The sequence below is a fragment of the Streptomyces sp. NPDC008092 genome (assembly GCF_042957285.1).
GTDB lineage: Bacteria > Actinomycetota > Actinomycetes > Streptomycetales > Streptomycetaceae > Streptomyces.
The window spans coordinates 38,220-60,104 of sequence record NZ_JBIBHY010000021.1 but is presented as its reverse complement, the minus strand read 5'-3'; the positions used below and the strand labels follow the sequence as shown (position 1 = coordinate 60,104).

Below are 21,885 nucleotides of genomic sequence, written 5' to 3'. Positions count from 1 at the left end.
CCAAATAATTACTTGGCTAGCCACATAAGTCAAGCGGTCCGGCGGCTCAGGCGAAGACGCCGCCGCCGTCCACGGTCAGGATCTGGCCGGTCAGCGCCTCGGCGGCGTCGCTCGCCAGGAAGCCGACCGTCGCCGACACGTCCTCGGGCGTCAGCGCGCGGGGCAGCGCCTGGCCGGCCCGCGAGGCCTCGAAGGCGGCGTCCGGCTGGTACGCGGTGGAGGCGGTCCGGGTCAGGCCGGGCGCCACCGCGGTCACCGCGATCCCGTGCCGCCCGAGCGCGGCCGCGAGCGACCGGGTGACGGCGACCAGCGCGCCCTTGCTGGTCACGTAGGCGAGGAGGTCCGGGCTCGGCGGCTTCCAGAAGGTGTCGGAGACGACGTGCACGATCCGGCCGAAGCCGCGCTCCCGCATCCCGGGCACGAAGGCCTGCGCGAGCAGCACCGCGGACTCGACGTTGACCGCCTGGACCCGGCGCCAGGCGTCCAGGTCCACGCTCTCCACGTCCATCAGGTCGGTCGCTGCGGCCGCGTGCACCAGCACGTCGCACCGCCCGTTCTCGGCCAGCACGCGGCGCGCGGCCGCCCGTACGTCCTCGGCGTCGGACAGGTCGCAGACGATGTCGCCGGCCCGGTCCAGGACCCGTACGACATGGCCGCGCGCGGCCAGTTCGCGCACGACGGCGCCGCCGATGGCCCCGGCGCCGCCCACGACGACGGCGACCCTGGGGCTGGTGGGGTTCTCAGGCATCAAGCGCTCCCGATCATGGTGGGGGTGGGGCGGACGGAGGACGGCGGACGGCGGCGGTCGCGCCGGTGCGGTACGCCGACGGCTGCCCCTGACCGTCGGCGTACCGCAGCACTCTTGGTTTTTTATTGCTCGCGCGAGCAATTACTTAGGGATGCGCAACCCCGTCAGTCATGGATGGCGCTGCCCAGGCCGAGGTCCAGCCGGAGGGACTCCACCAGCGAGAAGGCGCTGCTCTCGGTGAAGACGTCGGCGGCGGCGAGGGTGCCGGTGTACTTGGCCGCGACCGGGGCCGCCGCCTGCCGGCAGACCTCGTCGAGCCAGGTCTTGACGACGGCCCAGATGTTGTTCCCGTACCTGGCCGCGAAGACGCCGTAGTCGACGGTCCCGAGGGCCTGCTTGATCGAGGCGGTCAGGTCGTCGATGTACTGCTGGTGCACGGTGACGTCGGCCCGGGTGCCGAGGCGTCCCATGTGACCGGCGATGTGGTGCTTCCACGGGTACGACAGCGCCTTGGCCGGGGCGGCGAGGTAACCCTGGATGTCCTCGCTGTAGTTGAGGGCGCCGAAGGGGGCCCAGCCCGGGATGGTGATGTCGACCAGCATCAGCGTGTCGTGGTGCGGGAACCGGATGTAGATGTTGTCCGGCGCGTGGTTGCTGCCGTGGTGGGCGAGTTCGACCCGCTCGCCGCCGACGTGCAGGGTGTAGCGGTCGGCGAAGGTGACGTCGGGCGCGGGCTTGTTCGGGTCGTTGTCGCGCCGCAGCAGCCGGCGGTTCTCCTCGTGCCCGATCCGGACCACGTGCTTGCCGAAGAGCCCGGACGCGCCGACGTGGTCGGAGTGGTGGTGGGAGTGGACGATGTGGGTGACCTTGTTGCTGGTGCCGTTGGCGGCGGCGATCTCGTCGACCGCGCGCTGCAGGTTGTGGCCGATGGTCGGCGGGGCGTCGAACAGCACGACCCCGTCCCGGGTGGTGAGGAAGGCGGCCTGGTAGTCGCCGTCGGTCACCCAGTAGAGATTGTCCTCGACCCGGCCGACGTAGTAGCCCTGGCTGTTCACCGCCGGACCGAGGGAGCCCGCGGGCACCGGCGCGTAGTCCGGCAGGCCGGCGCCGGCGGATCCGGCGGCCGAGGCGTGCGGCGCGGCCGCCGAGGCCGGCGCCGCGGCACCGCCGGCGACCAGGGCCGCGGCCGCCGGTACGGCGGTGGCCGCGGCGACTCTGGCGAGGAACGAACGGCGGTCGGTTCCGGATGCGGAGCTGGATGACATGTCGATTCCTTTCGGAACGGTTCCGGGCAGGGCAGGGCGGTCCACCCCGTCGGCTCCCGCCCGGCGCAACGCGTTCACCGTAACGGCGAATAGCTTGCCTAAGCAAGCAACTTGTTTCTGGCGCTCGCGGCGCCCGGGACATGCGGCACCCCTGGGAGGAGCGGGGCAGAACCGGCCCTCAACACCCGCTGCGACTAAGGTATTCCCAGCCCCGGCAGCAGCCTGGCGGCGAGTTCCCACCGCCCGCCGCCCGCATCGCCGCCGTCGCCCGCACGCCCGCACGCCCGCACGCCCGCACGCACGCACGCACGCCACGGTTCGCCAGTGCCCGACATCGCCCGCCAGAAGAGGAGCGCCATGCCTGCCGCGAAGCCCGACCCGGTGATGCCTCGGCCCAGCCTCGTCGAGCGTGCCCCGGTCAGCTTCGGGCTCTTCGCGCTCTCCCGGGAACTGCACGGCTACGGCGCCGAGCTGCTCCTGAAGCTCGGCCTGCACCCCGGCCAGGAACTGATCCTGATGCGGCTCTTCGACCGGGACGGCCAGACGCAGGCCGAGCTGCAGCAGGCGGTCGGGCTCGACCACTCCACGGTCTCGCGGTCGATCCGCCGCATGGAGGACGCCGGACTGGTCGCCCGGGCCCGCGCCGAGCACGACCGCCGGGCCTTCATCGTCTCGCTCACCGCCGGCGGCGAAGCGCTGCGCGAGCCGCTCGCCGACCTCTGGACCACCCTGGACCGCCTCGCCACCGAGACCCTGCACCGGCTCAAGGGCGCCGACTTCCTCAGCACGGTCGCGGAACTCGAACGCGCCTACGCCACGGCCCGCCGCGGCTGACCGGCTCCCCGGAAGCGACCCTTAGCGCCCCCGGAGCGACCCGTAGCGTCCCGCAGGCGATCCTGGAAGCGATCCGGAAACGGCAAGGAGCCGATCATGACGACCCAGTGGAATGCCGGCGAGGGGCACATCGAGACCACCGCCCGCGGCCGTGCCGTACTGTCCCAGCCCCGCCTCAACCGGGGCACTGCCTTCACCCCCGAGGAACGGCGGATGCTGGGCCTGGTGGGCCTCGTGCCGCCGGCGGTGCTGACCCTGGAGCAGCAGGCCGAGCGGGCGTACCGGCAGTACGCGGCACAGCCGACCGACCTGGCCAAGAACGTCAACCTCACCGCGCTGCACGACCGCAACCAGGTGCTCTTCTACCGCCTGCTCTGCGACCACCTCGACGAGATGCTGCCCATCGTCTACACCCCGACCGTCGGCAAGGCGATCCAGCACTACAGCAACGAGTACCGGCGCCCGGCCGGCGTGTACCTGTCGGTGGACGCCCCGGAGGAGATCGAGGGCGCGCTGTCGGCCGCCGGTCTGGGCCCGGACGACGTCGACCTGATCGTGGCCACGGACGGCGAGGCGATCCTCGGCATCGGCGACTGGGGGGTGGGCGGCATCGACATCTCGGTGGGCAAGCTCGCCGTCTACACCGCCGCCGCCGGCATCGACCCGAACCGCACCCTGGCGGTCATGCTGGACGTCGGCACCAACCGCCAGGAACTCCTGGACAACCCGCTCTACCTCGGCAACCGGCACCCGCGCGTGGACCGGGAGACGTACGACGCCTTCATCGACGCCTACGTCACCACCGCCCGCCGGCTCTTCCCGACCGCCCTGCTGCACTGGGAGGACTTCGGCGCCGCCAACGCCCGCCGCATCCTGGAGCGTTACCGCCCGACCGAGTTCACCTTCAACGACGACGTGCAGGGCACCGGTGCCGTCAACCTCGCCGCCGTGCTCTCCGGGGTGAGGGCCAGCGGGACCCCGCTGCGCGACCACCGGGTGGTGATCTTCGGCGCGGGCACCGCCGGCATCGGCATCGCCGACCAGCTGCGGGACGCCATGGTCGCCGACGGGCTGACCGCCGAGGAGGCCACCGCCCGCATCTTCGGCGTCGACCGCTACGGCCTGCTCACCGAGGACCAGCAGGACCTGCGCGACTTCCAGGTCCGCTACGCCCGCCCGGCCGCCGAGGTCGCCGACTGGCGGCGGGACGAGCAGGTGGGCGGCATCGCGCTGGCCGAGGTGGTCGCGCGGGTGCGGCCGACGGTCCTGATCGGCACCTCCGGGCAGGGCGGCTCCTTCACCGAGGAGATCGTCCGCACGATGGCCGCCCACACCGAGCGGCCGATCATCCTGCCGATGTCCAACCCGACGGACCTGGCCGAGGCGGTCCCCGCCGACCTGCTGGCCTGGACCGGGGGCCGGGCCCTGATCGCCACCGGGAGCCCGTTCCGCCCGGTCGAGCGGGACGGGGTCCGCTACCTGATCGGGCAGGCCAACAACGCGCTGGTCTTCCCGGGCCTCGGCCTCGGCGCGATCGTCGCCCGGGCCGGCCGGGTCACCGACGGCATGCTGGTCGCCGCCGCGCACGCCGTGGCCGGGCAGACGGACGCCGGCGGCCCCGGCACGCCGATCCTGCCCCTCACCGACCAGTTGCGCGAGACCTCGGTGGCGGTCGCCGTGGCGGTGGCCCGCGCCGCGGCCGCCGACGGGGTGGCCGGCACGACCGTCGACGACTCCGTCGAGAAGCGGGTCAGGGCCGCCATGTGGCAGCCGGTGTACCCACCGGTCAAGGCCATCTGACCAGCCCGGGAGGCCAGGCGCCCACCTGACCTCCCGCCTCCCCCGCCCCAGGGCCACCGCGCATCGCGTCGACCGCCCCCGCCCCCGCCCCGAGACCACCGGGCGCTTCGCCGCCCCCCGCTCCCCAAGGCCACCCTCCTCCGCGTCGACCACTCCCCGGCCCGGAGCCACCCTGCCGCGCGCCGGTCCCCCCACCCCAGGGCCATCCGGCCCCGCACCGACCACCCCTGCCCCCGTCCAGGGCCGCCACCCGGCGCTTCACCGACCGCGTTCCCGGGCATAGCCATCCGTCCGTAACACAACCAGGTTGCACTAATACCGCAACCGTGTTTTGCTATCTGCATGAGCACCCACACCTGGTTCATCACCGGCTCCTCCCGCGGCCTCGGCCGCGACCTCGCGATCGCGGCACTGGAGGCCGGCGACAACGTCGTCGCCACGGCCCGCAGGCCCGAGCAGCTCGACGACCTCGTCCAGAAGTACGGCGACGACCGCGTACTGCCCATCGCACTCGACGTCACCGACCGGACGGCCGCGGAGGCCGGACTGCGGGCGGCCGTCGACCGGTTCGGCCGGGTCGACGTCGTGGTCAACAACGCCGGGTACGCCAACCTCGGCGCGGTCGAGACCACCCCCGAGGACGACTTCCGCCGCCAGTTCGACACCAACTTCTGGGGCGTCTACAACGTCTCCACGGCCGCGCTTCCGGTCCTCAGGGCACAAGGAGGCGGCACCGTCGTGCAGTTCTCGTCCATCGGCGGCCGGGTCGGCGGGACGCCGGGCCTCGGGTCGTACCAGGCCGCCAAGTTCGCCGTCGACGGTTTCACCCGCGTCCTGGCCGCCGAGACCGCGCCCTTCGGCATCCGGTACCTGGTCGTGGAGCCGGGCGGCTTCGCCACCGACTGGGCCGGCCCGTCGATGCAGATCCCGGAGGTCGCGCCGGAGTACGACCCGACGGTCGGCGGCATGGTCCGCATGCTCGGCGGAGCGGTGGCCGCGGCCGGCGACCCGAAGCGGGCCGGGGAGATCCTGGTCAGGGTCGTGAAGCAGCAGAACCTCCCCTCCCACCTGATCCTGGGCGCCGGCGCCGTACAGATGGCACAGGACTACTCCCGCGGCCAGTTGGAGGAGGCGGCCGCCTGGGAGCCGGTGAGCAGGTCGGCCGACTTCGGCCAGGACCGTCCGGCCGGACTCCCCGACACCGTGAGCGAACCGGGAGGCCGGTGACGTCAGCGGCCGGGAGGGCGTCGAGCGGGCCACCGCGACGACCCCACCGACCACACCGACCTGCACCGACCTGCACCGACCGCACCGACCGCACCCCTTCGGTCACCGAGAACTCCCCCGCACCACCAGCGCCCACCTCGCCACCCGGGACTCCCCCCGGCGGCCGGGGTGGGCGCCCCGCGTTCCCCCGCCGTCTTCGAACGTCGCGTCCGGAGGGTAGACGAGCGGGCCGATGTTGGTCAGAATCTCGACGCGGGCAAAAAATCTGCCCGACATTCAGGAGTCGGCCGCAGGACGCCGACGCCAGTCCCTCGCCGCTCCACGCTGCGAGCCCCCGCGCCCGACGGGCACTCCCGTCATCCGCCCCCGATGCCGCACCCCGTCCGCATCGGGCTGATCCACCTCCGCGTCAGCAAGGGAGCTCACGACATGCACGCCGCTTCTCCCCGCTCCGCTCCACACGATCCCCGGCAGCTGCGCCGGGCGGTGACCTCCAGCTTCCTGGGGAGCGTCATCGAGTACTACGACTTCCTGCTGTACTCCACCGCGGCGGCGGTGGTCTTCCCGCACGTCTTCTTCTCCGACCTCAGCCCCACCGCCGGCACCCTCGCCAGCTTCACCACCTTCGCCACCGGATACCTGGCCAGGCCGCTCGGCGGGATCGTCTTCGGGCACTTCGGGGACCGGCTCGGCCGCAAGCGGATGCTCGTGGTGACGATGTCCCTGATGGGCGTCGCCAGCTTCCTGATCGGCGTCCTGCCGACGTACGGCCAGGCCGGCACCCTGGCCCCGGTCTGCCTGCTGCTCCTGCGCATCGTCCAGGGCGTCGCGGTGGGCGGCGAGTGGGGCGGCGCGGTGCTGCTGTCCGCCGAGCACGCGACCGGAGGCCGGCGCGGGCTGTGGGCGAGCTTCACCAACGCCGGCGCCCCCTTCGGCATGGCCGTCTCCACGGTGGCCATGTCGGCGACGTCGGCCGCGGTCGGCGACGACGCCTTCCTCTCCTGGGGCTGGCGCATCCCCTTCCTGCTCAGCGTGGTGCTGCTGGCCGTCGGCCTGTTCGTCCGGCTGCGCGTCACCGAGACGCCGGTGTTCGCCGCGGCGGAGAAGGAGCTGAAGACGCGGCCGGTCCAGGAGTCGTCAGGCCGGTCCCTTCCGCTGTGGGACGTGCTGCGCCACCACCCCCGGGTGCTACTGCTGGGCATCGGGGTGGGCCTGTCCGCGTTCGTCTTCCAGGGCACGGTGACCACGTACATCATTTCCTACGCGGTGCAGGGCGGCTTCTCCCGGCAGACGGTGCTCAACAGCCTGGCGTTCTCGTCCACGCTCGCGGTGTTCGGCATCATCGGCTGGTCGGCGCTGTCCGACCGGCAGGGCCGGCGTCCGGTCGTCATGGCGGGCGCGCTGGCGGTGGGCGTCTACGCCTTCGCCCTGTTCCCGCTCGTCGACACGGGCAGCACGGGGCTGCTCGTACTGGCCCTCGTGCTCGGGCAGTCGCTGGTCCACCCGATGATGTACGGCCCGCTCGCCGCGCTGTACACGGAGCTGTTCTCCACCCGGAGCCGCTACACCGGCGCTTCCCTCGGCTACCAGATCGCGGGACTGGGGGCCGGTTTCGCCCCGCTGATCTTCACGGAGGTACAGGCCGACGCCGGTTCCGGGGCGACGCCGCTCATCTCCGCGGTCATCGCCGCGTTCTGCCTGGTGACGGTGGTGTGCCTGGCCCTGCTCGGCGAGACCAGCCGCACCGATCTCACCGGCGCGGACCCGGGCGCCGGGGCGCGGCTGCCCGTCGACGGCCGACCGGAGACCGCCCAGGCCTCGTGAGCGGCGGTGAAGGGTGGTGAGGGGCGTCCGCCGAAGGCCGGCGCACGCCCCTCACCCGCGTCCCACAGGAGCGGTGGCGGTGACGGCCGGAGCGATGACGGCCGGAGCGGTGACGGTGACGGCCGGAGCGGTGACGGCCGGGCCGGTGCCGGCGTCCGCGGCATGGCTCGGCGCGAGCGCGGCCTCGTCCGCGGAGTAGGGGGAGGCGAAGGTGAAGGCGCGCGCCGAGGGCCCGTGCGTGCGCAGGTCCGCCAGCCGCGCCAGGGCCTCACCGGTGGTCGGGAGGTGCCCGGCGGGGACCCACCAGAGCACCATGTGCGCCGCTACGTGCCGCTCGAACCACTCGCGCCGGCGCCGCAGGACGTCCAGGTGCTCACTGCGGTAGGTGAAGCCCCACAGCGCGTCCTGGGTCTCCCACACCGTCAGGTTGACGATGACGTCCTCGCCCGCCGGGCGCAGGGCGGTGGCGTCGGCCGCCCCGTCCTCCACGAGCCGCCACACGAAGCCGGGCGCGTCGTCGGCGGCGGCGTTGACCGTGTCGAGCATGCCGACGAACGGCGCCATGCGCGGGTCGTCGAGGGGGAAGCGGAGCGTGGCGACATTCAGCTGGGCGAGGTGGGCTGCGTGCGCGGATGCGGTCATGGCCTCATACCAGCACGCCCCTCTTTCTATGTCAATCATCGTTGTTTTTAGAGTTCTTCGCCGACGGCCTCCACCACCACACAGCACTCGCCCGGCCGGGCGGCCATGCGCGCCCGGACCGGGCCGTCGGTGCCGAGCAGCCCCTCCAGCAGCGCGAGGTTCATGCCGCAGACGAGGGGCGGAAAGCGTTCGGCGACGGCATGGAAGGGGCAGTTGCGCATACGGACGACAGCGGCGGTCGCCCCCTCCGCACCCTCCGCACCTCCGGCGGCTTCCAGGTGCGGTTCGTAACCCCGGGCCGCGAGCGTCTCCATGGCTTCTTCGAGGCCGCCGCAGGGTGGTGCCGAACCGCGCAGGGCCTCGCCGCGGCGGCGCGCGGCCGCGCAGAGCCCGGCGTCCAGCCCCGCCTGCTCGGCGGCCTCGGCGAGCAGTTCGGCGGCGGTGCGGTAGTCGCGGGCGGGCAGCGACACCGCCCGCTCCGCCCGGGCCCGCGTGTACACCTTGGCCGGCCGGCCCGCGCCCGGTCCCGAGCGCCCGGTCAGCCGCCGGCTCCCGGTGTCGAGCAGTCCGGCCTCGGCCAGCCTGTCCAGGTGGTGCGCGGCGAGCGTGCGCGCCACCCCGGTCGCCTCGGCGGCCTCGTTACGCCCGACCTCGCGGCCCTGCGCGGCCACGTACTCGTACAGTCGGCGTCGCACCGGATCCTGCAACGCCGCGATCGCGTCGATGTCGTTCACCCGGCCATTCTAGGAACAACTCAGGTTGGAGATAGAAGGCCCGGGCAACGCCGGCCGCGCAGGCGCTGACGGTCAAATGACGGTCCTGATGATGGCCAATTGAGGGATTCGAGGGCTTCACCAAATCCCGTCCCGACCCTAGCGTTACGACCACGTGAACGGTCCGGCCGTCGGCCGTGCGCGACCGGTCGGTACGCCGGCGGCGGCCGTGTTCTGACAGTTTCCCGAACGGAGAGGGCGATGGCGCCCGAGGCGTGGCCGGTCGACGGCCGGACGCGGAACCGCGGTGCGGTGCCGTACGTCCGCCCACGAGCGGACGCGCATCCCGCCACGCGCCCACCCGTGCCGGGACGATCCCCGTCGACCACGACCACGACCGGGACCGCCTGCCCGTCCCGGCGATCGTCCCGGAGCCGGGCCGCCCCGCAGGCGCCGGACCGGCCGCCCGCCACCCGCTCCACCCCCGCCCTCGTACGGGTCTGACACATCCGGCGACGCCGGCCCCACTGGAACCACCGAAAGGCCACGGCATGACCACCCCGCAGCTGAACCGGATCGCCGGCGCGCCCATCTCCTGGGGCGTGTGCGAAGTGCCCGGCTGGGGCTACCAGCTGACGCCCGAACGGGTGCTGAAGGAGATGCGCGAGGTCGGCCTGGCCGCCACCGAGTTCGGCCCGGACGGCTTCCTGCCCGCCGCCCCCGAGGCGATGGCCCGCGTCCTCGCCGACCACGACCTGCACGCGGTCGGCGGTTTCACCCCGCTGCTGCTGCACGTGCCCGGTCACGACCCGGTGCCCGAGGCGGAGCAGCTCCTGGAGAACTACGCCGCCTCGGACGCGGAGGTCCTCGTCCTCTCCGCCATCACCGGTCAGGACGGCTACGACTCCCGGCCCGAGCTGGACGCCGACGGCTGGAAGCTGCTGCTGTCCAACCTCGACCGGCTGACCGCGCTGGCGGCCGAGCGCGGGGTGCGGGCCGTCCTGCACCCGCACGTCGGCACGATGATCGAGAACGGCGACGAGGTCCGCCGCGTCCTGGAGCACTCCTCGATCTCCCTCTGCCTCGACACCGGCCACCTGCTCATCGGCGGCACCGACCCCGCCGAACTCACCCGCCAGGCCCCCGAACGCATCGCCCACACCCACATGAAGGACGTGGACGCCTCCCTCGCCGCCAAGGTGCAGTCCGGCCGCCTCACCTACACCGACGCCGTCCGCGCCGGCATGTACCGCCCGCTGGGCGCCGGTGACGTCGACGTCGAGGCCATCGTCACCCACCTCGCCACCCACGGCTACGACGGCTGGTACGTCCTCGAACAGGACACCGTCCTCACCGCGGAGCCCAAGGAGAAGGGCCCGGTCGAGGACGTGTGGGCCAGCGCCGAACACCTTCGGTCGGTACTGCGCGGCGTCGCATAGCCCGCGCGGCCGGCGCAGGCGGGACGGTCGGCGGAGGCGGGGCGGGGCGGGCGACCCAGGCAGTGCAGACGGCACAGGCGGAACGGCCGGCCCAGCCCGCACGGGCGGCCCAGGCGGGAGATCCCGGAAGGCGGCAGGGGCGGGACGAGGGGCGCGGAGATCCTGCCGGACGCGCACCGGGCGCTGCCGGTACGGGAGGCGGCCGAGGCGGGGCGCGCCGGGGGGGGGGGGGGGGGCCCCCCCCCCCCCCGCGGGGGGGGGGGGGGCGGGGGCCCGGGGGGGGGGGGGCCCGGCCCCGCGCCGGCGCGGCGCGGGCGCGGGGGGGGGCGGCCGGCCCGGCGGGCGGGGGGCGGGCCCCGCCGGACCGGCCGGTGTACTGAGGTCGCCTCCCGTACCCCCGCCGGGCTCGGCCGGGCCCGGCCTCGCCCCGGTGGACAGATCCCGGCCGCCGGCGGCCGCCTCGCGGTCGCCTCGTCGCCCCGGCCCGCGCTTCTCACGGGGTGCGGCGCCCCCGCGAGCCGCCCCGGCGCCCCCCTGCCGGTCAGGCGCCGGACTCCAGTTGGGCGAGTTCGGCCTCCAGGTCGGCCATCGCCTCGCCGCCGGCCATGAGGTCGGTGATCTCCTCGCGGGTGCGTTCGCCCTTGCGGAAGTCGTCGGCCTTCCGGCCGCGGATGAGGACGGCGAAGTGGTCGCCGACCATCATGGCGTGGCGCACGTTGTGGGTGACGAGGATGACCGCGACCCCCCTGGCCCGGGCCTGCATGACGATCCGCAGGACGTGGGCGGCCTCCTTGACCCCGAGGGCCGCCGTCGGCTCGTCGAGGATGAGGACGTTGGCGCCGAAGTAGACGGCGCGGGCGATGGCGAGGGCCTGGCGTTCGCCGCCGGACAGGCTGCCCACCAGCCGGTTGCCGTCCGTGACCCGGGTGATGCCGAGGGACTGCATCTCGCGGACCGCGATGTCGCCGGCCAGCTTCTTGTCGAACAGCCTGAACGGGCCGAAGCCCCTGGTGGGTTCGGCGCCCACGAAGAAGCAGCGGCCGACCCCCATGAGGGGGAACGTCCCGCCGAACTGGTGGACCGTGGCGATGCCCCGGGCGCTCGCGTCGCGCGGGCTGTCCAGCTCCACCCGCTCGCCGTCGATCTCGATGCTGCCGGTGGTCGGCTTGTGGAAACCGGACATGATCTTGATGAGGGTCGACTTGCCGGCGCCGTTGTCGCCCAGCAGGCAGAGCACCTTCCCGGCGTCGACTTCGAGGGAGATGTCCTGCAGCGCGTCGGTGCCGAGGAACGACTTGCCGATGCCGTCCAGGCGCAGCACGGGTGCGGTCATGGTCAGGCCTTCTTCGCGGTGCGGGGCTTGTAGGACAGGGCGAGGCGGCGGAAGGTGTTGTTCATCAGGACCGCCGTGAGGATGAGGACGCCGAGGATGAGGCTGGCCCAGTCGGAGTTCCAGCCGGTGTAGTAGATCCCCTGGTTGACGATGGCGAAGGTCAGCGTGCCGAGGACGACGCCGACCACGGAGCCGTACCCGCCGGTCAGCAGCACCCCGCCGACGACCACGGCGATGATGGAGTTGAAGACGAAGGACTGGCCGTTGGCGACCTGGGCGCCGTTGTAGAGGATCGTCTGGACCACGCCGACCAGGGCGGCACCGAAGCCGCTGGCCATGTACAGGGCGATCTTCACCTTGTCGACCGGGATGCCGGTGGCGCGGGCGCTCTCCGTGTCGCCGCCGATGGCGAAGATCCAGTTGCCGTACTTCATCATCTGCAGCAGCACGGTGACCGCGGCGGCGATGCCGAGCCACCAGAAGATCGCGACCTCGAACTGCCCGCCGATCAGCTGGCCGAACAGCGCCTTGGAGAGCGGGTCGGGGTTGAGCGGCACGCTGGTGGTGCCGGTCGTGACGCGGGACAGGCCGAGGGTGAGACCGGCCATCCCGGAGAGCGTGGCCAGCGTGATGACCAGCGAGGGGACGTTGGTGCGGGTGACGAGGACGCCGTTCAGGAGCCCTACCAGCAGGCCGAGCGCGAGCGCGCAGAGGATGCCGACGATCATGGGGGCGCCCCAGTACCCGGAGACGATGGCCAGGGTCATCGAGCTGCCGGCGAGCACGGAGCCCACGGAGACGTCGAGTTCGCCGGCGATCATCAGCAGGCCGACCGGGATGGCGATGATGCCGAGTTCGGAGGCGATGTTGAGCCAGCTGGCCGCGCCCGCCGGGGCGAGGAACTTCTCGCCACCGAAGACCGCGAAGAAGACGAACACGCCGAGCGTTCCGATGAGCGCCCCGACCTCGGGACGGTGCCGGAGCTGCCCCAGCGGGCTCTCGGACTGCTTCGGGGGTGCGACGGCGGCCTCTTTCTCGGCCGTCGTGTCGGGAAGTGAGGTTGTCATCGGATCGGGGTCACCTTCGGCTCGGATCTGGGTGCGCGGGGTACGGGGAAGGGGTGCCGGACCCCTGGGGGAGGCGGGGCCCGGCACCGGTGGGCGGATCAGCGGACGCCGGCCCTGGTGCCGGAGAGCGCCGCGTCGACGTTGTCCTTCGTGACCAGGAGCGGGCCGGTCAGCAGCGGGTTCTGCGGCGGGAGCACGCCGTAGGACAGGTACTGGTCGGCGATCGACACCGCGTAGAAGCCCTGCAGGTAGGGCTGCTGGTCGATGGCGAAGAGCTGCTTGCCTGCCTTGATCCGGGAGAGCTGGCTCTGCGAGAGGTCGAAGGTGCCGAGCCGGACCTTGCCGGTGGTGCCCGCCTGGTCGATCGCGGCGGCCGCGCTGTCCGCGTCCTGGACGCCGATCGTCACCAGGGCGTCGACACCGCCGTCCTTCAGCAGCGCGCCCTTGATCGCCTGGGTGACGGCGGAGGGGTTGCCGAAGTTGGAGGACGGCAGCGGCAGTTGCTTCGACTTGGCGCCCTTGCTCCGGGCGCCGTCGGCGATGCCCTTGCAGCGCGCCTCCGAGTTGGCCGCGCCGGGAACGGTGTTGACGCACAGGATGTTCCTGGCGCCGGCCTCGGCGAACTCGACGCCGCCGGCCTTGCCGGCCTGGTAGTCGTCCGAGCCTATGTACTTGATGCCGCCGGTCCTGTCGGCCGCCTCGACGCCGCCCGAGTTGTAGACGAACACCTTGACGCCCTTGGCCACGGCCTGCTTGATCGCCGCGTCCTGGCTGTCGGGCACCCAGTCCGGGACCACGATGGCCGAGGGGTTCTGGGAGAGCGCGGTCTGCGTCAGCTTGGCCGCGTCCGGGCCGAGGTTGTCGTAGTTCTGCGGGCCGAGGAAGGTCACCGTGCCGCCGCGGGCCTTCGCGAGCTTCGCCGCGTCCTCGCCGCCGCGCCTGATGGCGGACCAGAACGGGTCGTCGGCCTTGCCGCCGATGACGACGATGGAGACCTTCCCGCCGGTCGTCGTACCGGACGTCGATCCGCCGCCGGCCGGCGCCGTCGACCGGCCGGCGTCGGCACCAGTGGCCTTTCCGCTGGCACACCCGGTCAGCGTGGCCGCCGCCATGGCGAGAAGGCTCACCAGGGTCAGGCCGCTTCTGGGGAGACGGCGGCCGGACGGCCGCCGGGGCTGGGTGCGTTCCATGTGCTGTGGTGCTCCTTCATGTGATGCCGGGCGGGGCGTGAGGGGTACCGGGCATGCCTCGGGGTGTGGTGGTGCGGCGGTGGGTGCGTACGGACCGGGTCACGCGGATGCGGGGGAGTACCGGTGGGTGCGCGGCGCCCGTCGGGGCCGGCGGCGAGGCGCCGGCGATCAGCGGAACGGCTCTTCTCCGCGATCTCTTAAATCGCTTTAAGTTGTGCCAGAGCATGCTTGTGTTTCGTAAACGTGTCAAGAGTCCTGTCGCCATCGCGTGCCGTCCCGAGATCCGCACCGGAAAGGCTGCATCGGCCACGCGTTTCCAACCGGCGCGCCGGCCTCACCCGGCACGGAACCCGAGAGGCCCCGCGGGTGCGACGGCACCCTGCGGCCGACGGCCCGTTTGCGGTAACACCCTTGACACCGGGCCGTGACGCCGCTGAGAGTGGCAACGTCTAGAGCGCTTTAAGACATGGATCTAAAGCGTTCTAAGTTGACCATTTAAATCGCTCCGATCAGTGAAATCCGTGACGGGGCCCGCACCCGGGACCACCGCGCGCGGCCGAGCCTCCGGGCCGGCGGACCGGTCCGTGGGCGGGCGCCCCGGCCGGCGGAGAGCGGTTCCGGTCGGTGCCACCACCCCCACCCCCTGACACACGGCACGGCGACGCGCCGAAGAGGAGACATGATGAGGACGAGGCCGATCGGTGTGGCGGTCATCGGTGCCGGTATGGCGGGCCGGGCCCACCTCAACGGGTACCGGCAGGCCGGCACGCTGTACGGTGCCGGGCTGCCCGAGGTGCGGCTGGTCGCCGTCGCCGACGCGCACGAGCCGTTCGCGCAGGACGCGGCCCGCCGTTACGGCTACGAGCGGGCTGTGACCGACTGGCGGGCGGTCGCCGAGGCCGACGACATCGACGCGGTGAGCGTCGTGGTCGCCAACCACCTGCACCGCGAGATCGTCGAGGCCCTGCTGGCGGCCGGCAAGCACGTGCTGTGCGAGAAGCCGCTCGCGCCGGCCGTGGCCGACGCCCAGGCCATGGTGGACGCGGCCGAGGGCACCGGGCTGGTGGCTGCCACCGGCTTCACCTTCCGCCGCTCCCCCGCGATCAACGCCGTACGGCAGCAGGTGCTGGACGGCTCGCTCGGAGCGGTCCAGCACTTCAACGGGCACTACTGGTGCGACTACGGCCACAACCCGGACGCCCCGATCAGCTGGCGCTACCGCGGGCCGCTCGGCTCGGGCGCCCTGTCGGACATCGGCAGCCACCTCATCGACCTCGGCGAGTACTTCTGCGGCCCGGTGCAGAGCGTGCAGGGTGCCGTGCTCTCCACCCAGGTGGCCGACCGCCCCGTGCCGCTGGGCACCGCGGTGGGGCACTCGGCCGACGTGGCGGTGGGCCGGGAACGCGAGCGGGTCGGGAACGACGACATCGCCACGTTCACCGCGACGTTCGCCTCCGGCGCCGTCGGCACGTTCTCGGTCTCGCGCATCGCCCGGGGCCTGGCCAACTCCCTCGGCTTCGAGGTGTTCTCGAAGGGCGGCGCGGCGACCTTCGAGCTGTCGCGGCCGGCCGAGTTCACCATCGCCGACTCCGCCGCCGCCGACCCGGTGGACGGCTACCGGCGGGTGGTGGTCGGCCCCGGCCACCCCTACATCGCCGGCGGGCTGCCCATGGACTTCCCGAGCGTCGGCCACGGCCAGCACGAGTTCTTCGTCTGGCAGGCCCGCGCCTTCCTGGAGCAGATCGCCGGACTGGACCGGCTGCCGCCCTGCCCGACCCTCGCCGACGGGCTGCACAACCTGCGCGTCATCGACGCGATCGTCGCCTCCGCCGACGCCGGCGGCAAGGCCGTCACCGTCCAGTGACCCGGCCCGGCCCGTCCCGCCCGGCCCGCCCGTCCCGCTCGCCCCGAACGCCCGAAGGACCGAGGAGAAACACGTCATGAAGCTGGGCCTCTACAACGCGATCCTGCACGACCGGCCGCTGCCCGAGGCGATCAAGGTCGTCGCGGATCTCGGCCTGACCGGCATCGAACTCAACACCGGCGGCTTCCTCCCGGCCGTGCACGTGCCGGACTTCGACGACATCCTGGTCAGCGACACCGCCCGGGACGACTTCCTCGGGCTCTTCGAGGGCACCGGCGTCGCCATCGCCGGCCTCAACGCCAACGGCAACCCGCTGCACCCGAACCCCGCCATCGGCGAGAAGCACGCCGAGGACATCCGGCGCTCGGTCCGCCTGGCCGAACGGCTGGGCCAGCACCGCCTGGTGACCATGTCCGGCCTGCCCGGCGGCGAACCGGGCGCCACCCGCCCCAACTGGATCGTCAACGCCTGGAACTCCGCGGCCCTGGACGTGCTGGACCACCAGTGGGGGATCGTCGCGGACTTCTGGCGCGAGACCGACCGGCTCGCCCGCGACCACGACGTCCGGATCGCCCTCGAACTGCACCCGCAGAACGTCGTCTTCAACTCCGCGAGCGTGCACCGGCTCATCGACCTCACCGGCGCCACCCACGTCGGCGTCGAACTGGACGCCTCCCACCTGTTCTGGCAGCAGATGGACCCGGTCGCGGTCGTCCGCCACCTCGGCGAACTGGTCTTCCACGCAGCCGCCAAGGACGTCCGCGTCAACCCCGCGCACGCCGCCCTCAACGGAGTCCTCGACAACGGCTTCCGGCGCCTCGGACCCGACGAGCCGCGCACCAGCCTCGGCGGCGACGAGTGGGCCAACGAGTGGCCCAGGGACTCCGCCTGGGACTTCGTCGCGCTCGGCAAGGGCCACGACGTCGCCTACTGGACCGAGTTCCTGCGCGCCCTGCACGAGGTGGACCCGGACATGCTGGTCAACATCGAGCACGAGGACACCGAACTCGGCCCCGTCGAGGGCGTCGCCGTGGCGGCCGAGGTCCTCAAGGCGGCCGACGCGGCGCTCCGGCAGTCCCTGCGGCCGTGACCGCCCGGGCCCGGCGCCCGTCCCCCGCCCGACGACCCCAAGGAGCAGGAAGCCCACCATGAGAATCGCCCTCGACCCGTACATGATCCGCAACGTGCCCTTGCTCGAACTCCCGGCAGTGGTTGCCGAGTTGGGCTACGAGTGGATCGAGCTCTCGCCCCGGGAGGACTTCGTCCCGTTCTTCCGGCACCCCCGCGTCGACGACGCCACCGTGCGGAGATTCCGCAAGGCCCTGGACTCGGCGGGCGTCGGCGTCTCCTCCCTGCTGCCGCTCTTCCGCTGGTCGGGGCCGGACGAGGACGCCCGCCAGGCCGCCGTACGGTACTGGAAGCGCGCCATCCAGATCTGCGCGGACCTCGGGGTCGACAGCATGATCTCCGAGTTCAACGGCCGGCCGGAGGAGGCCGACCGCAGCGAGGCCCAGTTCTGGAAGTCCATGGACGAGCTCCTCCCGCTGTTCGAACGCGAGGGCATCAAGCTGGCCCTGGAGCCGCATCCCGACGATTTCGTCGAGAACGGCTACGACGCGGTCAACCTCGTCCGGGGCATCAACCACCCCTCCGTGACCTTCCTCTACTGCGCCCCGCACACCTTCCACATCGGCAACGACGCCCCCGGCATCATCAAGTACGCGGGCGACCTCCTCACCCACGTCCACCTCGCCGACGCCTTCGACCACACCGCGTCCTCCGGCAACCGCTACATCCTCAACCCGCCCGGCACCCCGGCCCGTATCCACCAGCACCTGAACATGGGCGAGGGCGAGGTCGACTTCGACGAGCTCTTCCGCGAGCTGCGCGCGAACGGCTTCGACGGCACCCTGACGGCGTGCGTCTTCGCCTGGGAGGAGAAGGCGAGGGAGTCCTCCCTGTTCATGCGGGAGACGATCAGCGCGTACGCGTCAGCTTCATCATGACAACCTATTGACATGACATTTACGGGACGGCATCGTACTCGGCTGGAGGGTGCCTCTAAAGCGCTCTAAAGTCCGGCGCCGTCCCGTACCGCGCCGCGATGCCGGCGTCTCCGGAGCGAAGGGAACCAGCGTGATGCCGTACGAAGTGCTGACCATGGGCCGGGTCGGAGTGGACGTGTACCCGCTCCAGACGGGCGTGGGGCTGGCGGAGGTCACCTCGTTCGGCAAGTACCTGGGCGGCAGCCCGACCAACGTCGCGGTCGCGGCGGCCCGGTACGGCCGCCGCGCCGCGGTGATCACCAAGACCGGCCGGGACCCCTTCGGCGACTTCGTCCGCACCGCGCTCGACGGCTACGGCGTCGACCCCCGCTTCGTCGGCACGTCGGACGTCGCACCGACACCGGTGACGTTCTGCGAGATCTTCCCCCCGGACGACTTCCCGCTGTACTTCTACCGCCTGCCCATCGCCCCCGACCTGGACATCCAGGCGGACGAACTGGACCTGGCGGCGGTGGGGGACGCGCGGATCTTCTGGATCACCGGCACCGGCCTGAGCGAGGAGCCGAGCCGCTCGGCGACCCTGGCCGCCCTGGCGCACCGGGCCAGGTCCGGCCCGACCGTCTTCGACCTGGACTGGCGGCCGGTGTTCTGGCGGGACCCGGCCGAGGCGCGGTCGTACTACGGGCAGGCGCTGCGCCACACCACCGTCGCGGTCGGCAACCTCGACGAGTGCGAGGTCGCCACGGGCGAGCGCCACCCGTACGCCGCCGCCGAGGCGCTCCTGGCGGCGGGCGTGGAGCTGGCCGTGGTCAAGCAGGGCCCGAAAGGCGTCCTCGCGATGGACCGGGACGGCTCGGTCGCCGAGATCCCGCCGGTGCCGGTCGACGTGGTCAACGGCCTGGGCGCCGGGGACGCCTTCGGGGGCGCGCTCTGCCACGGCCTGCTGTCGGGCTGGGACACCCGCCGCACGGTCGCCTTCGCCAACGCCGCCGGCGCCGTCGTCGCGGGCCGGCTGTCCTGTTCCGACGCCATGCCGACCGAGGCCGAGGTCGAGGCGAAACTCCGCGAGGCCGCCCTCGCCCCCGCCGAACGAGAGGTGTGACGACGTGCCGTCCGACAACGTGAGCCGGATCGTGGCCGCCCGGGTGACCGACCCCGGTGCCGTCGCCGCCGCCGCGGCACGCCGGGTGAAGGCGACCTCGCTGCTGGGCGAGCACGGCAGGGCGATGATCATCGCCGCCGACCACCCCGCCCGCGGCGCCAACGGCGTCGGCGCGGACCCCTCGGCCATGGCGGACCGCTCCGAACTCCTCGACCGCCTCTGCACCGCACTGGAACGCCCCGGCGTGACCGGTGTCCTCGGCACCGCCGACATCCTTGAGGACCTGCTCCTGCTCGGCGTCCTCGACGGCAAGAGCGTCTTCGGCTCCATGAACCGCGCCGGACTCGCCGGCTCGGTCTTCGAGATCGACGACCGCTTCACCGGCTACGACGCCGAGACCATCGCCGCCATGGGCTTCGACGGCGGCAAGATGCTCACCCGCATCGCCCTCGCCGACCCCGCCACCCCGTCGGCCCTGCTGGACACCGCCCGGGCGGTCAACGAGCTCAACGACCGGCGGCTCGTCGCCATGGTCGAGCCGTTCCTCTCCGAGTGGCGGGACGGCAGGATCCGCAACGACCTCTCCACCGACGCCGTGACCAGGTCGGTCACCATCGCCTCCGGGCTCGGCCGCCGCACCGCCTACACCTGGCTGAAGCTGCCGGTGGTCCGGGACATGGAGCGGGTGCTCGCCGCCTCCACCCTGCCCGCGCTCCTGCTGGGCGGTGAGGTCACCGACCCCGGGGCCGCCTTCGCCTCCTGGGGCCGGGCCCTCCGGCAGCCCACCGCGCAGGGCCTGGTCGTCGGCCGCTCCCTGCTCTACCCCGCCGGCGGCGATGTCGCCGGCGCCGTCGACAAGGCGGTGAGCCTGCTGTGAGCGACGACCACCGCCACCCGGGAGGCCCCGGCGTGGCCGACCGGCTGCCCTTCGGAGAGAACCGATGAAGACCGTACGACTGACCACCGCCCAGGCCCTGGTCCGCTTCGTGGCCCACCAGTACAGCGAGCGCGACGGCCAGGAACAGCGCCTGATCCCCGGCGTGTGGGGCATCTTCGGGCACGGCAACGTCGCCGGCCTCGGGCAGGCCCTCCTCCAGGCGGCCACCACCGGTGAGGCGGATCTGCCCTACTACCTGGCCCGCAACGAGCAGGGCATGGTGCACGCGTCGGTGGCCTACGCGAAGATGCGGGACCGGCTGGCCGCCTTCGCCTGCACCGCCTCCACGGGTCCGGGCTCCACCAACATGATCACCGGCGCGGCCCTGGCCACCACCAACCGGCTGCCCGTCCTGCTGCTGCCCTCCGACATGTTCGCCACCCGCGCCGCCGACCCGGTCCTGCAGCAGCTGGAGGACACCCGCGGCGGTGACGTCACCGTCAACGACGCGTTCCGGGCGGTGTCGAAGTACTTCGACCGCATCCAGCGCCCGGAGCAGCTGATCCCGGCCGCCCTGGCGGCGATGCGGGTGCTGACCGACCCGGTCGAGACCGGCGCCGTGACCCTGGCGCTGCCGCAGGACGTGCAGGCCGAGGCCTACGACTGGCCGGTCGAGTTCTTCCGGCGGCGGGTGTGGCACGTGGGCCGCCCGGTGCCGGAACCCGCCGCCGTGGAGCGGGCGGCGGCCCTGCTGAAGAACGCGAAGAGGCCGCTGGTCGTCGCCGGCGGCGGTGCCGTCTACTCCGGCGCCGAGACCGCGCTGCGCGCCTTCGCCGAGGCCACCGGCATCCCGGTCGCCGACACCCACGCCGGCAAGGGCGCCGTCGCCTGGGACCACCCCTGCGCGGTCGGCGGCATCGGCTCGACGGGCTCGTACGCGGCGAACGAACTGGCCCGCGAAGCCGACGTGGTCCTCGGCATCGGCACCCGCTACTCCGACTTCACCACCGCCAGCCACACCGTCTTCGGCAACCCGGACGTCACCTTCGTCAACCTCAACGTGGCCCGCCTGGACGCCGTCAAGCACTCGGCGGAGCCGCTGGTGGCCGACGCCCGCCTTGGCATCCAGGCCCTCGCGGGGGCCCTCGACGGCTGGGAGGTCGCCGCGTCCTACCGCCGCCGCACCCGTGAACTCGTCGCCCGTACCCGGGAGATCGAGGACGCGTGCTTCCACGTCGGGCACGGCCCGCTGCCCGCCCAGACCGAGATCCTCGGTGCGCTCAACGAGGTCCTGGACGACCGCGCGGTGGTCATCAACGCGGCCGGCTCCATGCCCGGCGACCTCCAGCAGCTGTGGCGGGCCCGCGACCCGAAGGCCTACCACGTGGAGTACGCCTACTCCTGCATGGGTTACGAGGTCGCCGCGGGCGTCGGCGCGAAGATGGCCGATCCGTCGCGCGAGGTGGTCGTGCTCGTCGGCGACGGCTCGTATCTGATGATGGCTCAGGAGATCGTCACCATGGTCTCCGAGGGCCTGAAGGTCGTCATCGTCCTGGTCCAGAACCACGGCTTCGCGTCCATCGGCGCCCTCTCCGAGTCCCTCGGCTCCCAGCGGTTCGGCACCAAGTACCGCTACCGCGACGGCGACTCGGGCCGGCTCGACGGCGACGTCCTCCCCGTCGACCTCGCCGCCAACGCCTCCTCCCTCGGCGCGGACGTCCTGCACGCCACCACCGTCGGGGAGTTCCGCTCCGCGATGGAGAAGGCGAAGGCCGCCACCCGCACCACCGTCGTGCACGTCGAGACCGACCTGTACGGCCCCAACCCGCCCGGCCACGGCTGGTGGGACGTCCCCGTCAGCCAGACCTCCGCCCTCGACTCCACCCGCACGGCGTACGGGACCTACGCCGCCCGCAAGCGCGCCCAGCGTCACTACCTGTAAGGACACACCCCC

The 21,885-nt window shown here is 72.7% G+C and carries 18 protein-coding genes; 11 read left to right on the top strand and 7 right to left on the bottom strand.

The genetic code is table 11. The features are described from left to right. Positions 1-46: 46 nt before the first annotated feature. Together ACFZB3_RS44725 and ACFZB3_RS44720 are read right to left on the bottom strand one after the other, a co-directional pair. On the bottom strand, positions 47-748 hold the full coding sequence (locus ACFZB3_RS44725; RefSeq protein ID WP_391388427.1) for an SDR family oxidoreductase: 702 nt from the start codon (positions 746-748) through the stop codon (positions 47-49). Between the two features lie 164 nt (positions 749-912). Further along, on the bottom strand, positions 913-2,013 hold the full coding sequence (locus ACFZB3_RS44720; RefSeq protein ID WP_391388424.1) for an MBL fold metallo-hydrolase: 1,101 nt from the start codon (positions 2,011-2,013) through the stop codon (positions 913-915). Between the two features lie 357 nt (positions 2,014-2,370). On the opposite strand from ACFZB3_RS44720, the gene ACFZB3_RS44715 reads away from it, so the two are divergent. From ACFZB3_RS44715 to ACFZB3_RS44700, 4 genes are all read left to right on the top strand, one after another. After that, entirely contained in the window at positions 2,371-2,847 is a 477-nt protein-coding gene (locus tag ACFZB3_RS44715; protein ID WP_391388422.1) for a MarR family transcriptional regulator, read from the top strand. A gap of 96 nt (positions 2,848-2,943) precedes the next feature. Further along, positions 2,944-4,647, top strand: coding sequence for an oxaloacetate-decarboxylating malate dehydrogenase (locus tag ACFZB3_RS44710; RefSeq protein WP_391388421.1), 1,704 nt, complete (start codon positions 2,944-2,946; stop codon positions 4,645-4,647). Positions 4,648-4,989: 342 nt separating this feature from the next. Then, positions 4,990-5,874, top strand: coding sequence for an SDR family NAD(P)-dependent oxidoreductase (locus ACFZB3_RS44705; protein ID WP_391388416.1), 885 nt, complete (start codon positions 4,990-4,992; stop codon positions 5,872-5,874). Positions 5,875-6,303: 429 nt separating this feature from the next. Then, the gene (locus tag ACFZB3_RS44700; RefSeq protein ID WP_391388413.1) at positions 6,304-7,698 is read left to right on the top strand and encodes an MFS transporter; all 1,395 of its coding nucleotides are present in this window, start codon (positions 6,304-6,306) and stop codon (positions 7,696-7,698) included. A gap of 51 nt (positions 7,699-7,749) precedes the next feature. Here ACFZB3_RS44700 and ACFZB3_RS44695 read toward each other — a convergent pair whose 3' ends face one another. Both ACFZB3_RS44695 and ACFZB3_RS44690 read right to left on the bottom strand, forming a co-directional pair. Further along, positions 7,750-8,340 (bottom strand): DUF3291 domain-containing protein, encoded by a 591-nt coding sequence (locus ACFZB3_RS44695; protein ID WP_391388411.1) that lies wholly within the window; start codon positions 8,338-8,340, stop codon positions 7,750-7,752. A 47-nt stretch (positions 8,341-8,387) separates the two neighbouring features. After that, the gene (locus tag ACFZB3_RS44690) at positions 8,388-9,074 is read right to left on the bottom strand and encodes a helix-turn-helix domain-containing protein (RefSeq protein ID WP_391388408.1); all 687 of its coding nucleotides are present in this window, start codon (positions 9,072-9,074) and stop codon (positions 8,388-8,390) included. 530 nt (positions 9,075-9,604) lie between these two features. Between ACFZB3_RS44690 and ACFZB3_RS44685 the strand changes: the two genes are divergently transcribed. Beyond that, positions 9,605-10,492, top strand: coding sequence for a TIM barrel protein (locus ACFZB3_RS44685; protein WP_391388405.1), 888 nt, complete (start codon positions 9,605-9,607; stop codon positions 10,490-10,492). Positions 10,493-11,033: 541 nt separating this feature from the next. Here the strand turns inward: ACFZB3_RS44685 and ACFZB3_RS44680 are convergent. The 3 genes from ACFZB3_RS44680 to ACFZB3_RS44670 all read right to left on the bottom strand — a co-directional run bounded on the left by ACFZB3_RS44680 (position 11,034) and on the right by ACFZB3_RS44670 (position 14,082). Beyond that, entirely contained in the window at positions 11,034-11,825 is a 792-nt protein-coding gene (locus ACFZB3_RS44680; protein ID WP_391388402.1) for an ATP-binding cassette domain-containing protein, read from the bottom strand. A gap of 2 nt (positions 11,826-11,827) precedes the next feature. Beyond that, a complete protein-coding gene (locus tag ACFZB3_RS44675; RefSeq protein ID WP_391388399.1) occupies positions 11,828-12,892 on the bottom strand; it encodes an ABC transporter permease in 1,065 nt (354 codons plus the stop codon). 98 nt (positions 12,893-12,990) lie between these two features. Next, complete coding sequence (locus tag ACFZB3_RS44670; protein ID WP_391388396.1) at positions 12,991-14,082, bottom strand: substrate-binding domain-containing protein; 1,092 nt, start codon at positions 14,080-14,082, stop codon at positions 12,991-12,993. 682 nt (positions 14,083-14,764) lie between these two features. On the opposite strand from ACFZB3_RS44670, the gene ACFZB3_RS44665 reads away from it, so the two are divergent. The 6 genes from ACFZB3_RS44665 to iolD all read left to right on the top strand — a co-directional run bounded on the left by ACFZB3_RS44665 (position 14,765) and on the right by iolD (position 21,873). Beyond that, complete coding sequence (locus ACFZB3_RS44665; protein ID WP_391388393.1) at positions 14,765-15,946, top strand: Gfo/Idh/MocA family oxidoreductase; 1,182 nt, start codon at positions 14,765-14,767, stop codon at positions 15,944-15,946. Between the two features lie 76 nt (positions 15,947-16,022). Beyond that, positions 16,023-17,036, top strand: coding sequence for a TIM barrel protein (locus ACFZB3_RS44660; RefSeq protein WP_391388390.1), 1,014 nt, complete (start codon positions 16,023-16,025; stop codon positions 17,034-17,036). A gap of 58 nt (positions 17,037-17,094) precedes the next feature. Further along, positions 17,095-17,952: a TIM barrel protein gene (locus ACFZB3_RS44655; RefSeq protein ID WP_391388387.1), complete on the top strand. Its 858-nt coding sequence runs from the start codon at positions 17,095-17,097 to the stop codon at positions 17,950-17,952. Positions 17,953-18,085: 133 nt separating this feature from the next. Continuing rightward, entirely contained in the window at positions 18,086-19,054 is a 969-nt protein-coding gene (iolC, locus tag ACFZB3_RS44650) for a 5-dehydro-2-deoxygluconokinase (protein ID WP_391388384.1), read from the top strand. 4 nt (positions 19,055-19,058) lie between these two features. Continuing rightward, complete coding sequence (locus ACFZB3_RS44645) at positions 19,059-19,931, top strand: aldolase (protein WP_391388381.1); 873 nt, start codon at positions 19,059-19,061, stop codon at positions 19,929-19,931. 64 nt (positions 19,932-19,995) lie between these two features. Further along, entirely contained in the window at positions 19,996-21,873 is a 1,878-nt protein-coding gene (gene iolD / locus ACFZB3_RS44640; RefSeq protein WP_391388378.1) for a 3D-(3,5/4)-trihydroxycyclohexane-1,2-dione acylhydrolase (decyclizing), read from the top strand. Positions 21,874-21,885 lie beyond the last annotated feature (12 nt).